This window comes from Burkholderia sp. 22313, from assembly GCF_052045245.1.
In the GTDB taxonomy this organism is placed as follows: Bacteria; Pseudomonadota; Gammaproteobacteria; order Burkholderiales; family Burkholderiaceae; genus Burkholderia.
In genome coordinates this window covers 1-21,751 of record NZ_JBQEON010000006.1, presented here as the reverse complement: position 1 = coordinate 21,751, position 21,751 = coordinate 1, and the positions used below count along the sequence as shown (strand labels likewise).

At 66.7% G+C, this 21,751-nt stretch carries 17 protein-coding genes; 15 read left to right on the top strand and 2 right to left on the bottom strand.

The annotated features are described in order from the left end of the window. Nucleotides 1-55: 55 nt before the first annotated feature. The 8 genes from hflX to ACTJKF_RS07005 all read left to right on the top strand — a co-directional run bounded on the left by hflX (nt 56) and on the right by ACTJKF_RS07005 (nt 9,276). Nucleotides 56-1,231, top strand: coding sequence for a GTPase HflX (hflX, locus tag ACTJKF_RS07040; RefSeq protein ID WP_440622998.1), 1,176 nt, complete (start codon nt 56-58; stop codon nt 1,229-1,231). Between the two features lie 47 nt (nt 1,232-1,278). Continuing rightward, on the top strand, nt 1,279-2,619 hold the full coding sequence (hflK, locus tag ACTJKF_RS07035; RefSeq protein ID WP_440622843.1) for an FtsH protease activity modulator HflK: 1,341 nt from the start codon (nt 1,279-1,281) through the stop codon (nt 2,617-2,619). 15 nt (nt 2,620-2,634) lie between these two features. After that, nucleotides 2,635-3,534: a protease modulator HflC gene (gene hflC / locus ACTJKF_RS07030; RefSeq protein WP_440622842.1), complete on the top strand. Its 900-nt coding sequence runs from the start codon at nt 2,635-2,637 to the stop codon at nt 3,532-3,534. A gap of 36 nt (nt 3,535-3,570) precedes the next feature. Continuing rightward, nucleotides 3,571-3,762 carry a DUF2065 domain-containing protein gene (locus ACTJKF_RS07025; RefSeq protein WP_009687995.1) on the top strand — a complete coding sequence of 64 codons (192 nt, stop codon included), beginning with the start codon at nt 3,571-3,573 and terminating at the stop codon, nt 3,760-3,762. A gap of 113 nt (nt 3,763-3,875) precedes the next feature. Then, entirely contained in the window at nt 3,876-5,024 is a 1,149-nt protein-coding gene (locus ACTJKF_RS07020) for an ATP phosphoribosyltransferase regulatory subunit (RefSeq protein WP_440622840.1), read from the top strand. A gap of 113 nt (nt 5,025-5,137) precedes the next feature. Beyond that, nucleotides 5,138-6,484 carry an adenylosuccinate synthase gene (locus tag ACTJKF_RS07015; protein WP_440622839.1) on the top strand — a complete coding sequence of 449 codons (1,347 nt, stop codon included), beginning with the start codon at nt 5,138-5,140 and terminating at the stop codon, nt 6,482-6,484. 8 nt (nt 6,485-6,492) lie between these two features. Further along, nucleotides 6,493-7,089, top strand: a complete 597-nt coding sequence (locus ACTJKF_RS07010; RefSeq protein WP_440622838.1) for a phosphoribosyltransferase — start codon at nt 6,493-6,495, stop codon at nt 7,087-7,089. A gap of 273 nt (nt 7,090-7,362) precedes the next feature. Further along, a complete protein-coding gene (locus tag ACTJKF_RS07005) occupies nt 7,363-9,276 on the top strand; it encodes a potassium transporter Kup (protein ID WP_440622837.1) in 1,914 nt (637 codons plus the stop codon). Nucleotides 9,277-9,390: 114 nt separating this feature from the next. Here the strand turns inward: ACTJKF_RS07005 and ACTJKF_RS07000 are convergent, their stop codons facing one another. Continuing rightward, the gene (locus tag ACTJKF_RS07000; RefSeq protein WP_440622835.1) at nt 9,391-11,718 is read right to left on the bottom strand and encodes a Tex family protein; all 2,328 of its coding nucleotides are present in this window, start codon (nt 11,716-11,718) and stop codon (nt 9,391-9,393) included. 160 nt (nt 11,719-11,878) lie between these two features. On the opposite strand from ACTJKF_RS07000, the gene ACTJKF_RS06995 reads away from it, so the two are divergent. The 3 genes from ACTJKF_RS06995 to ACTJKF_RS06985 all read left to right on the top strand — a co-directional run bounded on the left by ACTJKF_RS06995 (nt 11,879) and on the right by ACTJKF_RS06985 (nt 15,220). Beyond that, nucleotides 11,879-12,628 (top strand): hypothetical protein, encoded by a 750-nt coding sequence (locus ACTJKF_RS06995; RefSeq protein ID WP_440622834.1) that lies wholly within the window; start codon nt 11,879-11,881, stop codon nt 12,626-12,628. 77 nt (nt 12,629-12,705) lie between these two features. Next, on the top strand, nt 12,706-12,921 hold the full coding sequence (locus ACTJKF_RS06990; RefSeq protein ID WP_440622833.1) for a DUF465 domain-containing protein: 216 nt from the start codon (nt 12,706-12,708) through the stop codon (nt 12,919-12,921). Nucleotides 12,922-12,976: 55 nt separating this feature from the next. Beyond that, a complete protein-coding gene (locus tag ACTJKF_RS06985) occupies nt 12,977-15,220 on the top strand; it encodes an ATP-dependent DNA helicase (RefSeq protein ID WP_440622832.1) in 2,244 nt (747 codons plus the stop codon). Nucleotides 15,221-15,308: 88 nt separating this feature from the next. Here the strand turns inward: ACTJKF_RS06985 and ACTJKF_RS06980 are convergent, their stop codons facing one another. Continuing rightward, the gene (locus ACTJKF_RS06980; RefSeq protein WP_440622831.1) at nt 15,309-16,133 is read right to left on the bottom strand and encodes an outer membrane protein assembly factor BamD; all 825 of its coding nucleotides are present in this window, start codon (nt 16,131-16,133) and stop codon (nt 15,309-15,311) included. A 41-nt stretch (nt 16,134-16,174) separates the two neighbouring features. On the opposite strand from ACTJKF_RS06980, the gene ACTJKF_RS06975 reads away from it, so the two are divergent. The 4 genes from ACTJKF_RS06975 to ACTJKF_RS06960 all read left to right on the top strand — a co-directional run. Further along, nucleotides 16,175-17,395: an RluA family pseudouridine synthase gene (locus ACTJKF_RS06975; protein ID WP_440622830.1), complete on the top strand. Its 1,221-nt coding sequence runs from the start codon at nt 16,175-16,177 to the stop codon at nt 17,393-17,395. 6 nt (nt 17,396-17,401) lie between these two features. Further along, on the top strand, nt 17,402-18,241 hold the full coding sequence (gene pgeF, locus ACTJKF_RS06970; RefSeq protein ID WP_440622829.1) for a peptidoglycan editing factor PgeF: 840 nt from the start codon (nt 17,402-17,404) through the stop codon (nt 18,239-18,241). Nucleotides 18,242-18,606: 365 nt separating this feature from the next. Next, entirely contained in the window at nt 18,607-20,481 is a 1,875-nt protein-coding gene (gene phaC, locus ACTJKF_RS06965; RefSeq protein ID WP_440622828.1) for a class I poly(R)-hydroxyalkanoic acid synthase, read from the top strand. Nucleotides 20,482-20,579: 98 nt separating this feature from the next. Beyond that, nucleotides 20,580-21,751 (top strand): acetyl-CoA C-acetyltransferase (locus ACTJKF_RS06960; protein WP_440622827.1); only part of this gene is annotated, 1,172 nt, incomplete at its 3' end.

Genomic DNA, 21,751 nt, shown 5'->3' with positions numbered 1-21,751 from the left:
CATCCGGTCGCCGCGAGCGACCGATGCCAGCCGCCTTATCTTGACACCCGATAATTTGATCAACGCAGCGCTCGTCGGCATCGACTTCGGCAAGACCGATTTCGAAGCCAGTCTCGAAGAACTCAGTCTTCTTGCCTCCAGTGCGGGGGCTCGTCCCGCCGTCACCCTCACGGGCCGTCGCGCCAGTCCCGATGCCAAGATGTTCATCGGCAGCGGCAAAGCCGAAGAACTACGGCTCGCCTGCGACGCGCACAACGTCGAAATCGTCATCTTCAATCACGCACTTGCACCGGCCCAGCAACGTAATCTGGAGCAGGCGCTTAACCGGCGCGTGGTCGATCGCACGAGCCTCATCCTCGATATCTTCGCGCAGCGCGCCCGCAGCCACGAAGGCAAGCTGCAGGTCGAGCTCGCGCAGCTGCAATATCTGTCGACCCGGCTGATTCGCGCGTGGACTCACCTGGAGCGGCAAAAGGGCGGTATCGGCCTGCGCGGCCCCGGCGAAACCCAGCTCGAAACCGACCGACGGCTGATCGGCGAGCGCATCAAGATGCTGAAGTCGCGGCTCGACCGGCTGCGTCGGCAGCACAGCACGCAGCGTCGCCAGCGCGCGCGCAGCGGCACGATGTCGGTATCGCTCGTCGGCTATACGAACGCGGGCAAGTCGACGCTGTTCAATGCGCTGACGAAAGCGCAGGCCTATGCGGCCGACCAGCTGTTCGCCACGCTCGATACGACATCGCGGCGCGTGTACCTGGGCGACGAAGTCGGCCAGATCGTCGTGTCCGATACGGTCGGGTTCATCCGCGAACTGCCGCACCAGCTGGTGGCCGCGTTCCGCGCGACCCTGGAGGAAACGATCCATGCGGATCTGCTGCTGCACGTGGTCGACGCATCGAGTGCGGTGCGGCTCGAGCAGATCGAGCAGGTCAACGGCGTGCTGCACGAGATCGGCGCGGACACGATCCGGCAGGTGCTGGTGTTCAACAAGATCGACGCCGTGCCCGAATTGGCGGCCCGCGGCGATGCGGTCGAGCGGGACGAGTATGGTAATATTTCGCGCGTCTTTTTGAGCGCGCGCACCGGTCAGGGTCTTGACGCGTTGCGTGCCGCCATCGCCGAAATCGCCTCCGCGGAACACCTTTCCGGCGCGACGTTGTCCAACGACGCGCTCGACGGCGCACCCGCTGAACCACACGAAGACCACACGATTTCCGAACACGGGCGCTAACCGGTCCCGGCCGGTTCGCCGGCGTCCAATCTGGTGAACAAATTCTGGTGAACGAATACAACGAGCGGAGTACCTGGCGGCGGATGCGCGCCTTGCTGTCGATCAACGATCCCCGCTGGGGGCGTGGCGACGGCAAGGGCAACGACGGATCCCGTCCGCGTGCGAACGAATCGAAGCGTCCGCCCGGCGGCGACGGTGACGGTCCACCCGATCTCGACGAGATGTGGCGCAACTTCAACCGGCGTCTGAGCGGCCTGTTCGGCGGCAAGGGCGGCAACGGCTTCCGGCCCGACAACGGCCGGGCCGCGCGCGTGGGCGTCGGCATCGTGATCGGTGTGCTGGTCGCGGTCTATGCCGGAAGCGGGCTGTTCGTCGTGCAGGACGGCCAGACGGGCGTCGTGCTGCAACTCGGCAAGCTGTCGGGCACGGTCGGCCAGGGCGTGCACTGGCGCGCGCCGTATCCGTTCGCGTCGCACGAGATCGTCGACACGTCGCAAGTCCGTTCGATCGAGATCGGCCGCAACAACGTCGTGCGTCTCGCGAACGTGAAGGAAGCCGCCATGCTGACGCACGATGCGGATATCGTCGACGTGCGTTTCGTGGTCCAGTACCGGATCCGTTCGGCTACCGACTATCTGTTCCGCAGCGTCGATCCCGAGCGCAGCGTGTCGCAGGCCGCCCAGGCCGCGGTGCGCGCGATCGTCGGCACGCGCAGCGCGGCCGACATGCTGAACCAGGACCGCGACGCACTGCGCGAGCAGCTGTCCGCCGCGATCCAGCGCGATCTCGACCGCTACCAGTCGGGGCTCGAGGTCACGGCCGTCACGATGCAGAGCGTCGCGGCGCCCGAGCAGACGCAGGCTGCGTACGCCGAAGTTGCCAAGGCGCGTGACGATCGCGAGGCCGCGAAGCGTGCCGCGCAAGCCTATGCGAACGACTTGCTGCCGAAGGCGCAGGGCGATGCCGCGAAGCTCGTCGACGAAGCGAAGGCTTATGCCGACCGCGTGGTGACCGAAGCCGAAGGCGACGCCGAGCGCTTCAAGCAGGTCTATGCGCAGTATTCGAAGGCGCCCGCGGTGATCCGCGAGCGGATGTACCTCGAGACGATGCAGGAAATCTATTCGAAAGCGACGAAGGTGTTCGTCGGCAACAAGGGCGGCAACAGCGTCGTCTACCTGCCGCTCGACAAGCTCGTCGAGCAGGGGCGGCAAAACGCCGCGACGTCCACCGGCGCATCCGCGCCCGACGCGGCGTCGGCCCCGGCTGCCGCAGCGGCGAGTGCGCCCGCGAGCGCGGCTTCGGCCGCGGCGGCGCCCGCACCGGGCAGCGACGTGCTGCGGTCGCGCGAAGCGTTCCGCAGCCGCTCGCGCGAAGACGATACGAAGTAACGGGGAGCGCACAACATGAACCGAATCATTGCGCTCGTCGTCGCAATCGTGATCGTTGCCTTTGCGGCGTCGTCGACCATCCTGACCGTCGATCCGCGCCATACGGCCGTGCTGTCGGGCCGCGACGGCGCGCAGCCCGAGCTCGCGGGCCCCGGCATCCATTTCAAGCTGCCGCCGCCGCTCCAGACGGCCACGCTGATCGACACGCGCCTGCAGTCGCTCGAATCCTCGGACCCGCTGCAACTGGCGACCGAAGACAAGCACGACCTGCTCGTCGCCTATGCGGTCAAGTACCGGATCAGCGATCCGATGAAGTACTTCACGGTGATGGGCGGCGACCCGGCGGCCGCCACCGAACGCCTGGCCGGCGCGCTGAAGAGCGCACTCGGCGACGCGTTCGCCAAGCGTGCGCTCGACGACGCGCTCGGCGGCCAGCGCGATATCGCCAATGCGGCTCGCGATGCGGCTCGCGCGAAGGCATCCGGCTTCGGCGTTGACGTGGTCGACGTGCAGCTGACGCGCGTCGATTTGCCGGCCGCGCAGACGGACGCCGTCTATCAGCGAATGATTGCCGCGCTGCGCGACCAGGCCGCACGGGTGCGCGCGGATGGCGCCGCCGATGTCGAGCAGATCAAGGCCGACGCGGAACGCGAACAGCAGGCGGTGCTCGCGAACGCGTACAAGTCCGCGCAGACGATCAAGGGCGAGGGCGACGCGAAGGCCGCGACGATTGCCGCCGATGCGTTCGGCCGCGATCCGCAGTTCTACCAGTTCTACGCGAGCCTGCAGGCTTACCGGAATACCTTCAAGCGCAACGACATCATCGTCGTCGATCCCGACAGCGAGTTCTTCCGTTTCATGCGCAGCCCGACGGGCGGTGCCGCACCGGCGGCGCCCGCTCCCCGCAAACACTGACCTTGGGGCGCCGCGTCGAGCGGCGCCGTCGCTCGCATGGATCTGGCTGGCTCGTTGTTGCTCGCGGTAGCACTGATGCTGATCATCGAGGGGGCGTTCCCCTTCGTGTTTCCCGTCGCCTGGCGCGACACGTTTCGTAGAATAGCGGAGCGTCCGCCGCATCATATCCGGATCGGCGGCCTCATCGTGATGGCGCTCGGACTCGTCCTGCTGCTGCTCGCCACCTGACCGGAGGCACGATCCAGACGGCGCACCCGCCGTTCGTTCCGCCCGCTTTCCGATTTCCGATTCATCTCGCGGCGCGCGTGTCGCGCCCTGTTTCCCGTCGTAGGACCGTACCGATGTCGACCTGGTTACTTCCCGAGAATATCGCCGACGTACTGCCGTCGGAAGCGCGCAAGATCGAGGAGCTGCGCCGCAGGCTGCTCGATCGCTTCCGTTCGTACGGCTACGAAATGGTGATGCCGCCACTGCTCGAATACCTCGAGTCGCTGTTGACGAGCGGTGGCGCCGATCTGCGCCTGCGCACCTTCAAGCTGGTCGACCAGCTGTCGGGCCGCACGCTCGGCCTGCGCGCGGACATCACGCCGCAGGTCGCGCGCATCGACGCGCACCTGCTGAACCGTCAGGGCGTGACGCGCCTCTGCTATGCGGGCCACGTGATGCATACGCGTCCGCGCGGCCTGCACGCGACGCGCGAACAGATTCAGATCGGCGCCGAAATCTACGGGCATGCAGGGCTGGAAGCCGATCTCGAGATCCAGCAATTGATGCTCGACGCGTTGCATCTCGCGGGGCTGTCGCGGATCCGCCTCGATCTGTGCCACGCGGGCGTGCTCGCGGCGCTGCTCGCGCGCGATGCGCAGGCCGCCGAGCGCGGCGAAGCGCTGTACGACGCGCTGTCGGGCAAGGACGTGCCGCTGCTGAACGAACTCACCGACGATCTCGGCGCCGACACGCGCGCGGCGCTGCGTGCGCTGCCGCAGCTGTACGGCGATGCGGGCGTGCTCGACGAGGCCCGCGCACGCCTGCCGGTGCTGCCCGAGATCACGCGCGCGCTCGACGACCTCGCACAGCTCGCGGCCCAGGCGAAGGGTGTCGAAGTGGCGATCGATCTCGCCGACCTGCGCGGCTATGCGTACCACAGCGGTGCGATGTTCACTGCGTACATCGATGGGGTGCCGAACGCGATCGCCCGCGGCGGCCGTTACGACCACGTGGGCCAGGCCTACGGTCGCGCGCGTCCGGCGACGGGTTTCTCGCTCGACCTGCGCGAGCTCGCGCGGATTTCTCCGGTCGAGGCGCGCGGCACCGCGATTCTCGCGCCGTGGGTGCAGGACGACGCGCTGCGCGCGGCCGTCGCGGCGCTGCGCGACGCGGGCGAGGTCGTGATTCAGGCATTGCCGGGGCACGACCACGTGCTCGACGAGTTCGCCTGCGACCGATCGCTCGTCGAGCGTAACGGTGCATGGGTGGTCGAGCCCCGTTAAACAGGCGTTCGCGGGCCGTCGTTCGGCGTGCATATCGTTGAAGCGAAACGGAAAAATTCGGAATCGCCCGCGAACATAGGTAGAATACGTTTTTAACCAGCTAACGAATCAACATGTCTGCCAGCGCAGTGAACGTGACTCCCGGGCGCAATGTCGTCGTCGTGGGAACGCAATGGGGTGATGAAGGCAAGGGCAAGATCGTCGACTGGCTGACGGACCACGCTCAAGGCGTCGTGCGTTTCCAGGGCGGTCACAACGCGGGTCACACCCTCATCATCGGCGGCAAGAAAACCATCTTGCGCCTCATTCCGTCGGGCATCATGCGTGAAGGCGTCGCCTGCTACATCGGCAACGGCGTCGTCCTGTCCCCCGAGGCACTGTTCAAGGAAATCGGCGAGCTGGAAGAGGCTGGCGTGAACGTGCGCGATCGCCTGTTCATTTCCGAAGCCACGACGCTGATCCTGCCGCACCACATCGCAATCGACCAGGCGCGCGAAGCGCGCAAGGGCGCGGGCAAGATCGGTACGACCGGCCGCGGCATCGGCCCGGCCTATGAAGACAAGGTTGGTCGCCGTGCGCTGCGCGTGCAAGACCTGTTCGACGCGAAGACCTTCGCCGATCGCCTGCGCGAAAACCTCGACTTCCACAACTTCGTGCTGACCCAGTACCTGGGTGGCGCGGCCGTCGATTTCCAGGCCACGCTCGACACGATGCTCGGCTATGCCGATCGCCTGAAGCCGATGGTCGCCGACGTGTCGCGCCGCCTGTACGACGCGAACAATGCCGGTCAGAACTTGCTGTTCGAAGGCGCGCAAGGCACGCTGCTCGACATCGACCACGGCACCTATCCGTTCGTCACGTCGAGCAACTGCGTCGCGGGTGCGGCATCGGCCGGCGCCGGCGTCGGTCCGCAGAAGCTCAACTACATCCTCGGCATCACGAAGGCATATTGCACGCGCGTCGGCTCGGGCCCGTTCCCGAGCGAGCTGTACGATGCGGACAACCCGCAGCGTCAGGACCAGATCGGCGTCACGCTGGCGAACGTCGGCAAGGAATTCGGCTCGGTCACCGGCCGTCCGCGCCGCACCGGCTGGCTCGACGCAGCGGCACTGCGCCGCTCGATCCAGATCAACGGCGTGTCGGGCCTGTGCATGACGAAGCTCGACGTGCTCGACGGTCTCGATGAAGTCAAGCTGTGCGTCGGCTACAAGGTCGACGGCAAGGACGTGGACATCCTGCCGCGTGGCGCGGTCGACGTCGCACGTTGCGAGCCGGTGTACGAAACGTTCGCGGGCTGGAAGGAAAGCACGGTCGGCATCAACACGTGGGACGCACTGCCGGCGAACGCGCGGGCATACCTGACCCGTGTCCAGGAAGTGGCCGGCGTGCCGGTCGACATGGTGTCGACGGGCCCGGACCGCGACGAAACGATCCTGCTCCGCCATCCGTTCAAGGTGTAATTTCCAGCATGACGCAGCAAATCACGATGACGGCGGCAGACTTGATGACCGATCCGCGCAACGACGACAAGAACCTGTGGGTAGGCTGGGACGAATACCATCGTCTGATCGAGCTGCTCGCGCTCCAGGTGCATGCATCGGGCTGGAAGTTCGACCAGATCCTGTGCCTCGCGCGCGGTGGCCTGCGCGTCGGCGATCAGCTGTCGCGTATCTATGACGTCCCGCTCGCGATCCTCGCGACGAGTTCGTACCGCGAAGCGGCCGGCACCGAGCAGGGCGAGCTCGACATCGCGCAGTACATCACGATGACGCGCGGCAACCTCGAGGGCAACGTGCTGCTGGTCGACGATCTCGTCGATTCGGGCGTGACGCTCGCGCGCGTGCAGGAGCACCTGAAGGAGCGCTATCCGTCCGTCACGGCCGTGCGTTCGGCCGTGCTCTGGTACAAGGGGTGTTCGAAGGTCAAGCCTGACTATCACACGCAGTATTTGCCGACGAATCCGTGGATTCATCAGCCGTTCGAGGAGTGGGACACGGTTCGTCCGCACAATCTCGAGGCATGGATCAAGCGCGGTCGCGCACAGCGCGACGGTTCGGGCGCGTAAGCGCCGGCCGATCGAAGGAAAGCCTTGCACGGCGCCGCTTGCGGCGCCGTTTTTTCATTGGGGCGCCGGGCCGGCCGGCAACGCGACCGGCGCGCTCGGTAGGCAGACGGCGCGGTCCCGGCTATGATGGCAGCCCTGCCACAGCTGGCGCAGGATTGCATGCGCAGCATGGCTCACGTGGTGTCAGGGCAACAGGGCAGGACGGTGTTTCAGGGGGGCGCGAGTAGAATAGCGCTCGTTTTGTCCGAACCGGACCCGATTATTACGCTTCATATGAACGACACGATCCAGGCGACCGACGCAGCACACGCGCATTCGACGCACCAACACTCGATGCGCTCGCTTGCGATAGCGGCCATCGGCGTCGTGTTCGGCGACATCGGCACGAGCCCGTTGTATTCGCTGAAGGAGGCGTTCAGCCCCGCACACGGCATCCCGCTGACCGAAGGCTCGATCCTCGGTGTGATCTCGCTGCTGTTCTGGGCAATCATCCTGGTGGTCGGCGTCAAATACCTGCTGTTCGTGATGCGGGCCGACAACAACGGCGAGGGCGGCGTGCTCGCGCTGATGGCATTGTCGCTGCGGCCGCTCGACTCGAAAACCCGCGTCGCGGGCGCGCTGATGGCGCTCGGGATCTTCGGGGCATGCATGTTCTACGGCGATGCCGTGATCACGCCGGCGATCTCCGTGATGTCGGCGGTCGAAGGTCTCGAGATCGCAACGCCGCATCTGTCCCATCTTGTCTTGCCGATCACGATCGTGATCCTGATCGCGCTGTTCTGGATCCAGCGTCACGGCACCGCGCTGGTCGGCAAGCTGTTCGGGCCGATCATGGTGCTGTGGTTCGTCGTGATTGCGGCGCTCGGCGTGTACCACATCGTGCGCGTGCCGGGCATCATCGCGGCGATCAACCCGTATTACGCGGCGTCGTTCATGGCCGATCACCTGCTGCAGGCGTACGTCGTGCTCGGCTCCGTCGTGCTGGTGCTGACCGGCGCGGAAGCGCTCTACGCGGACATGGGCCACTTCGGCGCGAAGCCGATCCGCCTCGCGGCGTACGGGCTCGTGATGCCGTCGCTCGTGCTGAACTACTTCGGCCAGGGCGCGCTGCTGATCCAGAACCCGAAGGCGATCGAGAACCCGTTCTTCCTGCTGGCGCCCGAATGGGGGCTGCTGCCGCTCGTCGTGCTGTCGACGGTCGCGACCGTGATCGCTTCGCAGGCTGTGATCTCGGGCGCGTATTCGCTGACGTCGCAGGCGATCCAGCTCGGCTACGTGCCGCGCATGAAGGTGCTGCACACGTCCGAGCTCGCGATCGGCCAGATCTACGTGCCGGTCGTGAACTGGCTGCTGCTGTTCGTGATTCTCTGCATCGTGGTCGGTTTCAAGAGCTCCGACAACCTCGCGGCCGCGTACGGCATCGCGGTGACGGCGACGATGGTGATCACGACCGTGCTCGCGGCCGTCGTGATGGTGAAGGTGTGGAACTGGAACCGGCTGCTGGTTGGCGCGATCATCGCGGTATTCCTCGTGATCGACCTCGGCTTCTTCGGCGCGAACCTGCTGAAGGTTGCGCAGGGCGGCTGGCTGCCGCTCGGCATCGGCGCGCTGCTGTTCTTCCTGCTGATGACCTGGTACAAGGGCCGGCACATCGTCAAGGAACGCACGGCGGCCGACGGTATCCCGCTCGAGCCGTTCCTGCAGGGGTTGCTCGCGCATCCGCCGCACCGCGTGTCGGGCACGGCGATCTACCTGACCGGCAACGACAAGCTCGTGCCCGTCAGCCTGCTGCACAACCTGAAGCACAACAAGGTGCTGCACGAGCGGACCATCTTCCTGACGTTCGTGACGCGCGACATTCCGTACGTGCGCGACGACAAGCGCCTGAGCTCGCGCGATGCGAGCGGCGGACTGTACATCGTCAAGGCCGAGTACGGCTTCAACGAGACACCGGACGTGAAGGCCGTGCTCGAGGAATTCGGCCGCACGCACGACATGACGTTCGAGCTGATGGATACGTCGTTCTTCCTCGCGCGCGAAACGGTCGTGCCGACGCATCTGCCCGGCATGTCGATCTGGCGTGAGCGCGTGTTTGCGTGGATGCATCAGAACGCGGCGAAGCCGACCGACTTCTTCTCGATTCCGGCGAACCGCGTCGTCGAGCTCGGCACCAAGATCGAGATCTGACCGGCGCGCGCATGGGCCGCGCATGCGGCTCATGCCGATCTGGCCGCGCTGGTCGAAGTAATAAAAAACCCGCCTTTCGGCGGGTTTTTTATTGGCGTCGACGCTGCCGCGTACTCAGCGCTTCAGCTTCGCGAACGCCGCGGCCATCGCGCCGGCCGGTTCCGGTTCGCGCGAGCGCTGCGGACGGGCGGCGCCGCCGCGGCCGGCGTTGCCGCGATCCTGAGTGCCGCGCGCTGCCATGCCGGGCGCGGCTGCTTCGTCGTCGAGGCGCATCGTCAGCGCGATGCGCTGGCGCTTCACGTCGACGTCGATCACCTTGACCTTGACGACCTGGCCGGCCTTCACGACTTCGTGCGGATCCTTGATGAACTTCGTCGACATCGCCGACACGTGGACGAGGCCGTCCTGATGCACGCCGATATCCACGAACGCGCCGAATGCCGCGACGTTCGTCACGACCCCTTCAAGCAACATGCCCGGCATCAGGTCGGACACCTTTTCGACGCCGTCGCGGAACGTGGCGGTCTTGAACTCGGGGCGCGGGTCGCGACCCGGTTTTTCGAGTTCGGACAGGATGTCGCGCACGGTCGGCAGGCCGAAACGTTCGTCAACAAATTCCGCCGGCGACAGGCCGGACAGCGCGTCGCGGCTGCCGAGCACGTCGTCGATCCGCTTGCTGATCTTCGCGAGAATCCGTTCGACGACCGGATAGGCTTCCGGGTGCACCGACGAACGATCGAGCGGATTCTCGCCGCCGTTGATGCGCAGGAAGCCGGCGGCCTGCTCGAACGTCTTGTCGCCGAGGCGCGGCACCTTGCGCAGGTGGTCGCGCGACGGGAACGGCCCGTTCGCGTCGCGGTAGTCGACGATGTTGCGCGCGAGCGTCGCGTTCAGGCCCGACACGCGTGCGAGCAGCGCGACCGATGCGGTGTTCGCGTCGACGCCGACCGCGTTCACGCAATCCTCGACGACCGCGTCGAGCGAGCGGGCGAGTTCGCGCTGGTTCACGTCGTGCTGGTATTGGCCGACGCCGATCGCCTTCGGCTCGATCTTCACGAGTTCGGCGAGCGGATCCTGCAGGCGGCGGGCGATCGACACGGCGCCGCGCAGCGACACGTCGAGCTCGGGGAATTCCTTCGCGGCCAGCTCGGACGCCGAGTAGACCGACGCACCGGCTTCCGACACGACGATCTTCTGCAGCCGCAGTTCGGGGTGCTTCGAGATCAGTTCGCTCGCGAGCTTGTCGGTTTCGCGCGATGCGGTGCCGTTGCCGATGCTGATCAGCTCGGCCTGCGTCTGCGCGGCGATGCGCGCGAGCTTCGCGAGCGAGCCGTCCCAGTCGCGACGCGGTTCGTGCGGGTAGATCGTGTCGGTGGCGAGCACCTTGCCGGTGCGGTCGACCACGGCGACCTTCACGCCCGTGCGCAGGCCGGGGTCGAGACCGATCACGGCCTTCGGGCCGGCCGGCGCGGCGAGCAGCAGATCCTTCAGGTTGCGGGCGAACACGCGGATCGCTTCGGCTTCGGCCGTTTCGCGCAGTTGCGTGAGCAGCTCGTTTTCGATGTGCGGCTGTACCTTCACGCGCCAGCACCAGCGGCACACGTCGGACAGCCATTTGTCGGCCGGGCGGCTCTGGTTCGCGATCCCGAAATGGCGCGCGATCATCGCTTCGCCCGGATGCGGGACCTGTGCGTCGAGTTCCTCGCCGAGGCCGAGCTTGACGGTCAGCACGCCGGCATTGCGGCCGCGGAACAGCGCGAGCGCGCGGTGCGACGGCACGGTCCGGATCGTTTCCGCATAGTCGTAGTAGTCGCGGAACTTCTCGCCTTCCTCGTTTTCCTTGCCTTCGACGACGGCCGACGACACGACACCCTGGCTGTGCAGATAGTCGCGCAGCTTGCCGAGCAGTTCGGCCGTTTCGCCGAATTGTTCGGACAGGATGTCGCGTGCGCCGTCGAGCGCGGCCTTCACGTCGGCGACACCCTTGTCGGCATCGACGTAGGCGGCGGCTTCCGTCTGCGGATCGAGCAGCGGATTCGCGAGCAGCGCCTGCGCGAGCGGCTCGAGGCCGGCTTCGCGGGCGATCTGCGCGCGCGTGCGGCGCTTCGGCTTGTACGGCAGATAAAGGTCTTCGAGCACCTGCTTGCTGTCGGCCGCATCGATCGCGGTGCGCAGTTCGTCGGTCAGCTTGCCTTGCTCGTCGATGCTCGACAGGATCGTCGCGCGGCGATCCTCGAGCTCGCGCAGATACAGGAGGCGTTCCTCGAGCTGGCGCAACTGCGTGTCGTCCAGGTTGCCGGTCACTTCCTTGCGGTACCGGGCAATGAACGGAACGGTCGAGCCTTCGTCGAGGAGTTGCACGGCCGCCGCGACCTGGCGCGGCTGGACGGACAGTTCGGTGGCGATGCGCTGTACGATCTTGAGTGCTACGGTTTCCGTCATGTCGTGGATGATGTGCCTGCTGAAATCGCGGCGCGGGCCGGCGGCCACGCGCGGCGGGCTGCGAGACGGGCCCGCCGGGCCAGATGCCGCGGGTGAGTGAAGCGGGGCATTTTGCCATGAAATGGCGGAGCGTCCAGCCGGGGGTGATAGAATTTGACACATGTCCCGCAGCTTTCCTACGACGTTGCCAACTTCCCGCATTTCTCTCGTCGCGCTCGGCGCAGCGCTTGCCGCGGCTTTGTCCGTCGGGTCTACCGTCGCGTATGCACAGGCATCGGGTGCAACCGCGCCGGACGCCACCGCAGCCGTGCCCGTCCCGGCTTCCGCCACGCAGGATTTTGACGCCCGTCAAAAAGTGCTCAATCAACGGTCCGCGGAAAACGATTATCGTTATGCCGTGGCGGAGCACGATTGCTACAGCAAGTTCTTCGTCAATCACTGTCTCGGCAAGGCGCGCGACCAGATGCGCGAGGAGCGGGCGAGCATCCGTCAGGAGCAGCTCGCGCTCGACGACGAACAGCGTGCGATGCGGGCGCAGCAGCGCGACCAGCAGCAGGCGCTGAAGCAGGCGCAGAATGCGGCGGAAGCGCCGCAGCGCGCGGCGAACGACGCGGCGAACGCGGCTGCATTCCGCGACAAGCAGGAGCAGAATGCACTGAAGCAGGCGCAGCGCGGTGCGCAAGCGCCGCAGCACGCCGCGAGCAAGCAGGCATACGACCAGAAGCAGGCGGACTTCCAGCGCAAGCTCGACCAGGCGCACCAGCAGGCCGCGCAGAAGGCGCAGGAGCGTTCTGACAACGCCGCGCGCTACGAGCAGAAGCAGAAGGAAGCCGCCCAGCACAAGGCCGATGTCGAGCGGCGTCAGCAGGAAGCGGCCGGCAAGGCCAAGCAGCAACAGCAGGGGCAGTAACGTGTTGGATTGATCCGGAGTCAGTCTCGTGCGTGCCGGCACGCCAGTCGGCGCGCTGCTTCGATGAGGAGGCGCAGATGCAAAACCGTCCCACGGAACAGCAGCAGGAATTGCACAACCGTTTGGCTGCATTGCAGGAGCAGCACCAGCAGCTCGCTCGGGAGATCGAGCTGAAGGAATTACACTCCGACATCGACGACATCACGCTGCACCGCCTGAAGAAGGAAAAGCTGGCGGCCAAGGACAAAATCATTTTGCTGCAATCGCAGCTGGAACCGGATAAGCGCGCCTGAGCGCGGCCTGGCAAGCGCCGGCGCCGCCCGGGCGCTGGACACAGGAACGCTTGCCTTGAATTCACCGCTTGAAGCCAATTCCGATGCCCGGCGTGACGCGTCGTCTGCCGGGCGCGTTCGTGCGCCCGAAGGCACCTTCGAGCTGAGCCGCAAGCGCGTCGACGAACTCGACACGATCTTCGGTGAAGGCGGACTGCTCGCGCGCGCGCTCGACGGCTATCACCCGCGTCTGTCGCAGATCGAGATGGCGCGTGCGGTCGCGTCCGCGATGGAGGCGTCCGCGCGCCGGATGCCCGAGCCGGAGATCTTCGAGACTCGCAAGCGGCCGGCGCGCCGCCTGGGCGAGGGCGACAAGGCGGCCGAATCCGCCGCCGACGGCGCGGCGGCCGACACCGACAGCGACACCGGCGACAACACGCTGATCGTCGAGGCCGGCACCGGTACCGGCAAGACCTATGCGTACCTGGTGCCCGCGATGCTGTGGGGCGGCAAGGTGATCGTGTCGACCGGCACGAAGCACCTGCAGGACCAGCTGTTCCAGCGCGACATCCCGACCGTGCGCAACGCGCTCGCGGTGCCGGTGACGGTCGCGATGCTCAAGGGCCGCTCGAACTACCTGTGCCATTACTATCTGCAGCGTACGGCCGACAACGGCCGCCTGCCGTCGCGGCAGGACACCGCGTATCTGCAGGAAATCGTCCGGTTCGCGAAGATCACGAAGAGCGGCGACAAGGCCGAACTCGCGAGCGTGCCGGAGACGGCGCCCGTGTGGTCGATGGTCACGTCGACGCGCGACAACTGCCTCGGCCAGGAATGCCCGCAGTACAAGGAATGCTTCGTGATGCAGGCGCGGCGCGAGGCGCAGCAGGCCGATATCGTCGTCGTCAACCATCACCTGTTCTTCGCGGACATCATGCTGCGCGACACCGGGATGGCCGAACTGCTGCCGAACGCGAACACGGTGATCTTCGACGAAGCGCACCAGTTGCCGGAGACGGCCACGCTGTTCTTCGGCGAGACGCTGTCGACCACGCAGATCCTCGAACTCGCGCGCGACACGGTCGCCGAAGGCCTGAGTCATGCGCGGGATGCGGTCGAGTGGGTGAAGCTCGGCGGCGATCTCGAGCGTGCGGCGCGCGACCTGCGTCTCGCGTTTGCGAACGACCAGATCGTGCGCATGTCGCTCGCGCAACTGGGCGACGATCATCCGATGTTCGGCGCGCTGGATGCGCTCGAGACTGCGCTCGATGCGCTCGCCTCGGCGCTGGCCGGCCAGGCCGAGCGGGCGGAATCGCTCGGCGCGTGCTTGCGGCGCGCACGCGAGCTGCAGGATCTGCTCGCGGGCTGGGTGACGCCCGGCGCAGCGGAAGAGGCTGCGAAGGCTGAAGCCGCGAAGGCCGGCGACAAGGCGGCCGCCGACGATCCGAACGAGAAGGTGCGCTGGGTCGAGGTGTTCGCCCATACCGTCCAGCTGCACGAGACGCCGCTGTCGGTCGCACCGATTTTCGCGAAGCAGCGCGCCGGCGTGCCTCGCGCGTGGGTCTTCACGTCGGCGACGCTGTCGGTGCGCGGCGACTTCACGCACTACGCGGCGCAGATGGGCCTCAGCTCGCGTCGCTCGATGACGCTCGCGAGCCCGTTCGACTATCAGGCGCAGGGCCTGCTGTACGTGCCGCGCAACCTGCCGCAGCCGTCGTCGCCCGCGTTTACGGACGCCGTGTTCGACGCCGCGTTGCCGGCGATCGAGGCGTCGGGTGGCGGCGTCTTCATGCTTTGCACGACGCTGCGCGCGGTCGACCGGATCGCGTCGAAGTTGCGCGACGTGATCGAGTCGCGCGGCTGGAACACGCCGCTGCTGGTGCAGGGCGATGCCAGCCGCACGGAACTGCTCGATCGCTTCCGTTCGTACGGCAACGCGATCCTGGTCGGCAGCCAGAGTTTCTGGGAAGGTGTCGACGTGCGCGGCGACGCGCTGTCGCTCGTCGTGATCGACAAGCTGCCGTTCGCGCCGCCCGACGATCCGGTGCTCGCCGCCCGGCTCGAGGCGCTGACCAAGAAGGGCTTGAGCCCGTTCGCGGTTCATCAGCTGCCGCAGGCCGTGATTACGCTGAAGCAGGGCGCGGGTCGCCTGATTCGCGCGGAGACGGATCGCGGCGTGCTGATGATCTGCGACACGCGACTCGTCGACAAGCCTTATGGCCGCCGGATCTGGCAGAGCCTGCCGCCGTTCAAGCGCACCCGCGAGATCGCGGTCGTGCAGGACTTCTTCGACGACCATCGCGCGGACAAACGCGCGTAACCGGACTGCCGCCTGCTACGGGCGACGCCAATAAAAAACCCGGCTCGGTGGCCGGGTTTTTTATTGCTGCAGCCGAACGGAATGCCGCTCAGAACTGCCACCACGACTTCTTCGCGCCGGGGCGCGAGTGGCCGGTGACGTACGGGCTGTCCGGGAAGGTCCCTGCCAGCACGCGCTTCGTGTCTTCCGCGAGTTGCGGCTGGTTCAGCTTGCCGTACGACAGGATCATGATGTGCAGCGCGTCCTCGATCGCCGGCGCGCCCTTGTAGTCCTTGATCGCGAGCTGTGCGCGGTTGATTGCCGCGACATAGGCGCCGCGCCGATAGTAGTAGTCGGCGGCGTGCACTTCGTGCGAGGCGAGCGCATTGACGATGTAGCGCATCCGGGCCGCGGCGTCGGGCGCGTACTTGCTCTTCGGATAGCGATCGACGACGACCTTGAACGCATCGTACGATTCGCGCAGCGCCTGCGGATCGCGTTCGCTCATGTCCTGGCCGGAGAAGCGGCCGAACAGGCCGAGATCGTCGTTGAAGTGGATCATCCCCTTCAGGTAGTACGCGTACGGGATATCCGGGTGATCCGGGTGGAGTTGGATGAAGCGGTCGACGGCCTGGTCGGCGGCGGCCGCTTCGTTGTCCTTCCAGTTGCAGTACGCGACGTTGATCTGCGCCTGTTGCGCGAAATGACCGAACGGATCGCGGCCCTGCAGCGATTCGAAATATTTCGCGCACTTGCCCCAGTCGCCGCCGGACAGTGCGTCCTGGGCCTCTGAGTATAATTTGTTGTTCGACCAGGTAGCCGTCTCGTCCTGCTTCTGCGGCAAGCCGTGGCAGCCGGCGATGAGGGCCGCGGCCGCTACCACCGCAGCTCGGGCGGCGACGGTTCTGGCCGTACGTTTGGTCGAATTCATCATGCTCGCATGTCCTAGCTTCAAGTCTCGGTGACCCAGTCTAAATGACCCGTTCAAGTTCGCAGAATGCCCCGCGGGGCAAGCCAAATCGCGAAGATTATAGCCCAAGCGATCGGCCCGCCGACGCTGCCTCGGGGGATTCCCCCGATCACGATCCGGCTGCAGCCGCGATGCAGCCGTCTGCCAGGCCCTCCGCGGCAGGCGACGACACGCCGCGCGTCGTCGAAGTGCCGCTGTCGCTGGCGGGTGAACGCCTCGACAAGGCGCTCGCCCAACTGTTCCCCGAATTCTCCCGCAGTCGCCTGCAGAGCTGGATCGAGGCGCAGCGCGTGCTGGTCGACGGCGCGCCGGCGAAGATCCGCCAGCCCGTGCCGCTCGGCGCGAAGATCGAGCTCGTGCCCGACCTGCTGCCGGAGCAGCTCGCGTTCATGCCGGAGCCGGTGCCGCTCGACGTGATCTACGAGGACGATGCGCTCGTCGTCATCAACAAGCCGGCCGGCCTCGTCGTCCATCCGGCCGCCGGCAACTGGAGCGGCACGCTCCTCAACGGGCTGCTGCACCGCTACGGCGACGCGGCGGCCGGCCTGCCGCGTGCCGGGATCGTGCACCGGCTCGACAAGGAGACGTCCGGCCTGATGGTGGTCGCGCGTACGCTCGCCGCGCAGACGGATCTCGTGCGCCAGTTGCAGGCCCGCACGGTCAAGCGGCGCTATTTCGCGCTCGTGTGGGGCACGATGCCCGAGGAAGGCACGATCGACGCGCCGATCGGCCGCGATCCGCGCGAGCGCACGCGCATGGCCGTCGTCACCGGCGCGTCGGGCAAGCCGGCGCGCACGCATTTCCGCACGGTTGACACATGCATGTGGCAACGTCAGCCGGTTTCGGCGATCCAGTGCGATCTCGAGACCGGCCGCACGCATCAGATCCGCGTGCACTGCTCGCATGCCGGGCATCCGCTGCTCGGCGATCCGGTGTACGGCCACGCGCGCGGCAAGCGCTCGGTCGCACCGCTGCCGGACGGCTTCGCGCGGCAGGCGCTGCATGCATGGCGGCTCGGCCTCGTGCATCCGGTCACGGGCAAGGCGATGCAGTGGCGTTGTCCGTTGCCGGACGACATGAATGCGCTCGTCGCGGCGCTCGGTTTCGGGCAGGGCGACGAGGAATTCGACGACGAAGACGGGGCCTACGACGATGAGGATTTCGCCGCGGACTACCAGGACGAGGATTACGATGACGCGTCGGATCCGGACGATGAGGAGGAGTGAGTGCCAATGAAGAACCTGGCGCCGTTGACGTGGCAGGACTGCGTGCAGCCCGACTGGCAGGTAGCGCCGCGCGTGCGCGCGCTGATCACGACGCGCGACGGCGGGGTGAGCGAGGGGCCGTACGGGCGCTGGCAGGGCGGCGCCGCGTTGCCGGGCGGGATGAATCTCGGGCTGCATACCGGTGACGATCCGGCCCATGTCGCCGCGAACCGCGCACGCCTGCTCGCGCTGGCGGGCCAGTCGCGCGCGGCATGGCTCGAGCAGGTTCACGGCGCGCAGATCGTGCGCGCGGACGAGGTCATCGAGACCGCGTCCGGCGCCGCCGCGCCGGTGCAGGCCGACGCGAGCGTGACGGATCGCGCGGGCGCAGTTTGTGTCGTGATGGTCGCGGATTGCCTGCCGGTGCTGCTGTGCGATGCCGGGGGCCGGGCGGTGGGCGCCGCGCATGCGGGCTGGCGCGGCCTCGCGGCCGGCATCGTCGAGCAGACGGCGGCGCGTGTCGCGGCGCTCGCCGGCGGCACGACCGACGGGCTGCGTGCGTACCTGGGGCCCGCGATCGGCCCGCAGGCGTTCGAGGTCGGTGCCGATGTGCGCGAGGCGTTTCTCGACACGGCTGCCCAGTCGGAGCATGATGGGACGCGCAAAGCGTTCGTCGCGATCGACGGCGCGTCCGGCAAATTCCTCGCCGATCTTTATACGCTCGCGCGCCTGCGGCTTGCCCGCGCCGGCGTTGCGCACGTGAGTGGCGGGACCGCCTGCACGGTCACCGAACACACGCGCTTCTATTCGTATCGGCGCGACCGCGTGACCGGCCGCATGGCTGCGGCAATCTGGCTGGCCGACTGATCCTCGACCGCGCGCTTGCGCGCGCGGGTTGTTGCGCTGCAAAATCGAGTTATCTCGATATTGACCCGGCAATGCGGTGTTGCATGGACGACCGAATGAATAATCGCGAAGTCAAGTCAATCAAAATATTTTATGTTTCGCCGGAAGCCTTGCCCCGCCTGTTGCGGGCGGATTATCTCCGGGCAGAAATGTTCAGTGGTTTGACGCGGTGCTTCACATGGGGAAAACGATAATGATAAAAATACCGCACTGCGGCAGAATCTGGAGACGCCTCTCCAGAGCATGACGGCCCGGCTCGCAACCGGCACGCCGCGCGCGAGCAGGATTTCACGATTGACGCTCACGAATCAACGGTAAGGCAGGTAATGACAGCATCGAAAAATTCGTCGACGTCCGCTCAGGCGGGCACTTCCGCAGGCAGCACCGGATTCGACCAGGCTACCCAGCCGATGCAGCAGATGTTCGAGGCATGGTTGAACGCGTGGCGCGGTTTCGCCGATCCGGCGCGTGCCGCAACGGCGGCGACCACCGCGAATCCGTTCGCCGCATTCCAGTTCCCGGCCTCGCTTCCGTTCCAGATGCCGTCGATGCCCGATCTGGGTGGTTTCGGCAACCTGGCATCGCCGTTCTCGGGGCTGAAGCTGCCGGTTGCCGCGATCCCGCCCGAACGGCTCCAGAAGTTGCAGGCCGACTATGCGCGCGATTGCGTGACGCTGATGCAGCAGGCCGCCGCCGCGAAGCTCGAGTCGCCTGAGCTGAAGGACCGCCGCTTCAGCGGGGATGCGTGGAAGGCGTCGCCCGCGCACGCGTTCGCGGCTGCCTGGTATCTGCTCAACGCGCGCTACCTTCAGGAACTGGCCGACGCGCTCGAGACCGATCCGAAGACGCGCGAACGCATCCGTTTCTCGGTTCAGCAATGGACTGCCGCCGCTGCACCGAGCAACTTCCTCGCGCTCAATCCCGATGCCCAGAAATCGATCCTAGAGACGCAGGGCGAAAGCCTGCGGCAGGGGATGATGAACCTGCTCGGCGACATGCAGCGCGGCAAGATTTCGCAGACCGACGAAACGCAGTTCGTCGTCGGCAGGAATCTCGGGTGCACCGAAGGCGCGGTCGTCTACGAGAACGACCTGATCCAGTTGATCCAGTACACGCCGAAGACGGACAAGGTGTTCGAGCGGCCGCTCCTGATCGTGCCGCCGTGCATCAACAAGTTCTACATCCTCGACCTGCAGCCCGAGAATTCGCTCGTCGCGCATGCGCTGTCGAACGGTCATCAGGTGTTTCTCGTGTCGTGGCGCAACGCCGATGCGTCGGTCGCGCACAAGACGTGGGACGACTACATGAACGAAGGGCTGCTCGCGGCGATCGACGCCGTGCAGCAGGTCAGCGGCCGCGAGCAGATCAACACGCTCGGCTTCTGCGTTGGCGGCACGATGCTCGCGACCGCGCTGTCGGTGCTCGCCGCGCGCGGCGAACACCCGGCCGCGTCGATGACGCTGCTGACCGCGATGCTCGACTTCACCGACACGGGCATCCTCGACGTGTTCGTCGACGAGGCCCATGTGCAGATGCGCGAGCAGACCATCGGCGGCAAGAATGGCGCGGCGCCGGGGCTGATGCGCGGCGTCGAGTTCGCGAACACGTTCTCGTTCCTGCGCCCGAACGACCTCGTGTGGAACTACGTCGTCGACAACTACCTGAAGGGCCGCACGCCTGCCGCGTTCGACCTGCTGTACTGGAACAGCGACTCGACGAGCCTGCCGGGTCCGATGTACGCGTGGTACCTGCGCAATACCTATCTCGAGAACAAGCTGCGCGTGCCGGGCGCGCTGACCGTGTGCGGCGAATCCGTCGACCTGTCGCGCATCGACGTGCCGACCTTCATCTACGGATCGCGCGAGGATCACATCGTGCCGTGGCAGACGGCCTACGCATCGACGTCGATCCTGACGGGCCCGCTGAAGTTCGTGCTCGGCGCGTCGGGTCACATCGCGGGCGTGATCAATCCCCCGGCGAAGAAGAAGCGCAGCTACTGGGTCAACGACAGCGACCTGCCCGAATCCGCGGACGACTGGTTTGCCGGTGCGACCGAGCAGCCGGGCAGCTGGTGGACGACCTGGGTCGAATGGCTGGATCAGTACGGCGGCCGCAAGGTGGCGCCGCCGGCCAAGCCCGGTTCCGCGCAGTTCCCGGCGATCGAGCCGGCGCCGGGCCGCTACGTGTTGCAGCGCGATTGACGAAAACCGGACAGCGGCGCACGCTGTCCGATGCACCGCAGTTTTTTAACAGGGCCGGTAGCGATGCGCCGTGTCGTGCGGGCCTGGAGGAAAGGGAAATGACGGACGTAGTGATCGTATCGGCCGCGCGGACCGCGGTCGGCAAATTCGGCGGCTCGCTCGCGAAGATCGCGGCACCCGAACTGGGCGCGACGGTGATTCGGGCGGTGCTGGAGCGCTCGGGCGTGAAGCCGGAGCAGGTGAGCGAAGTGATCATGGGCCAGGTGCTGACGGCGGGTTCGGGCCAGAACCCGGCGCGCCAGTCGCTGATCAAGGCCGGGCTGCCGGCGGCCGTGCCGGGGATGACGATCAACAAGGTGTGCGGCTCGGGCCTGAAGGCCGTGATGCTGGCGGCGAACGCGATCATGGCGGGCGACGCGGAGATCGTGGTCGCGGGCGGCCAGGAAAACATGAGCGCGTCGCCGCACGTGCTGCCGGGCTCGCGCGACGGCTTCCGGATGGGCGATGCGAAGCTGGTCGACACGATGATCGTCGACGGCCTGTGGGACGTGTACAACCAGTACCACATGGGGATCACGGCGGAGAACGTCGCGAAGGAATACGGGATCACGCGCGAAGAGCAGGACGCATTCGCGGCGCTGTCGCAGAACAAGGCGGAAGCCGCGCAGAAGGCCGGCCGCTTCGACGACGAGATCGTGCCGGTGGCGATTCCGCAACGCAAGGGCGAGCCGCTGCAGTTCGCGACCGACGAGTTCGTGCGTCACGGCGTGACGGCGGAGTCGCTCGCGGGCCTGAAGCCGGCGTTCGCGAAGGACGGTTCGGTGACGGCGGCGAACGCGTCGGGCCTGAACGACGGCGCGGCGGCGGTGCTGGTGATGTCGGCGCAGAAGGCGGCGGCACTCGGCCTGACGCCGCTTGCGCGGATCAAGGCCTACGCGAACGCGGGCGTCGATCCGAGCGTGATGGGCATGGGCCCGGTGCCGGCGTCGCGCCGTGCGCTGGAGCGCGCGGGCTGGACGCCGGGCGACCTGGACCTGATGGAAATCAACGAGGCGTTCGCGGCGCAGGCGCTGGCGGTGCACAAGCAGATGGGCTGGGACACGTCGAAGGTGAACGTGAACGGCGGGGCGATCGCGATCGGCCATCCGATCGGCGCGTCGGGCTGCCGGATCCTGGTGACGCTGCTGCACGAGATGGTCAAGCGCGACGCGAAGCGCGGGCTGGCGTCGCTGTGCATCGGTGGCGGGATGGGTGTCGCACTCGCGGTCGA

What these genes read in the sequence shown, in the direction of transcription:
- pgeF (WP_440622829.1), top strand. Translation starts at nt 17,402, where the DNA reads ATGAAGAACCTGGCGCCGTTGACGTGGCAGGACTGCGTGCAGCCCGAC.
- ACTJKF_RS07010 (WP_440622838.1), top strand. Translation starts at nt 6,493, where the DNA reads ATGACGCAGCAAATCACGATGACGGCGGCAGACTTGATGACCGATCCG.
- ACTJKF_RS07020 (WP_440622840.1), top strand. Translation starts at nt 3,876, where the DNA reads ATGTCGACCTGGTTACTTCCCGAGAATATCGCCGACGTACTGCCGTCG.
- ACTJKF_RS07005 (WP_440622837.1), top strand. Translation starts at nt 7,363, where the DNA reads ATGAACGACACGATCCAGGCGACCGACGCAGCACACGCGCATTCGACG.
- ACTJKF_RS07025 (WP_009687995.1), top strand. Translation starts at nt 3,571, where the DNA reads ATGGATCTGGCTGGCTCGTTGTTGCTCGCGGTAGCACTGATGCTGATC.
- ACTJKF_RS07000 (WP_440622835.1), bottom strand. Translation starts at nt 11,718, where the DNA reads ATGACGGAAACCGTAGCACTCAAGATCGTACAGCGCATCGCCACCGAA.
- ACTJKF_RS06975 (WP_440622830.1), top strand. Translation starts at nt 16,175, where the DNA reads ATGACCCGTTCAAGTTCGCAGAATGCCCCGCGGGGCAAGCCAAATCGC.
- ACTJKF_RS06990 (WP_440622833.1), top strand. Translation starts at nt 12,706, where the DNA reads ATGCAAAACCGTCCCACGGAACAGCAGCAGGAATTGCACAACCGTTTG.
- ACTJKF_RS06995 (WP_440622834.1), top strand. Translation starts at nt 11,879, where the DNA reads ATGTCCCGCAGCTTTCCTACGACGTTGCCAACTTCCCGCATTTCTCTC.
- ACTJKF_RS06980 (WP_440622831.1), bottom strand. Translation starts at nt 16,133, where the DNA reads ATGATGAATTCGACCAAACGTACGGCCAGAACCGTCGCCGCCCGAGCT.
- phaC (WP_440622828.1), top strand. Translation starts at nt 18,607, where the DNA reads ATGACAGCATCGAAAAATTCGTCGACGTCCGCTCAGGCGGGCACTTCC.
- ACTJKF_RS07015 (WP_440622839.1), top strand. Translation starts at nt 5,138, where the DNA reads ATGTCTGCCAGCGCAGTGAACGTGACTCCCGGGCGCAATGTCGTCGTC.
- hflC (WP_440622842.1), top strand. Translation starts at nt 2,635, where the DNA reads ATGAACCGAATCATTGCGCTCGTCGTCGCAATCGTGATCGTTGCCTTT.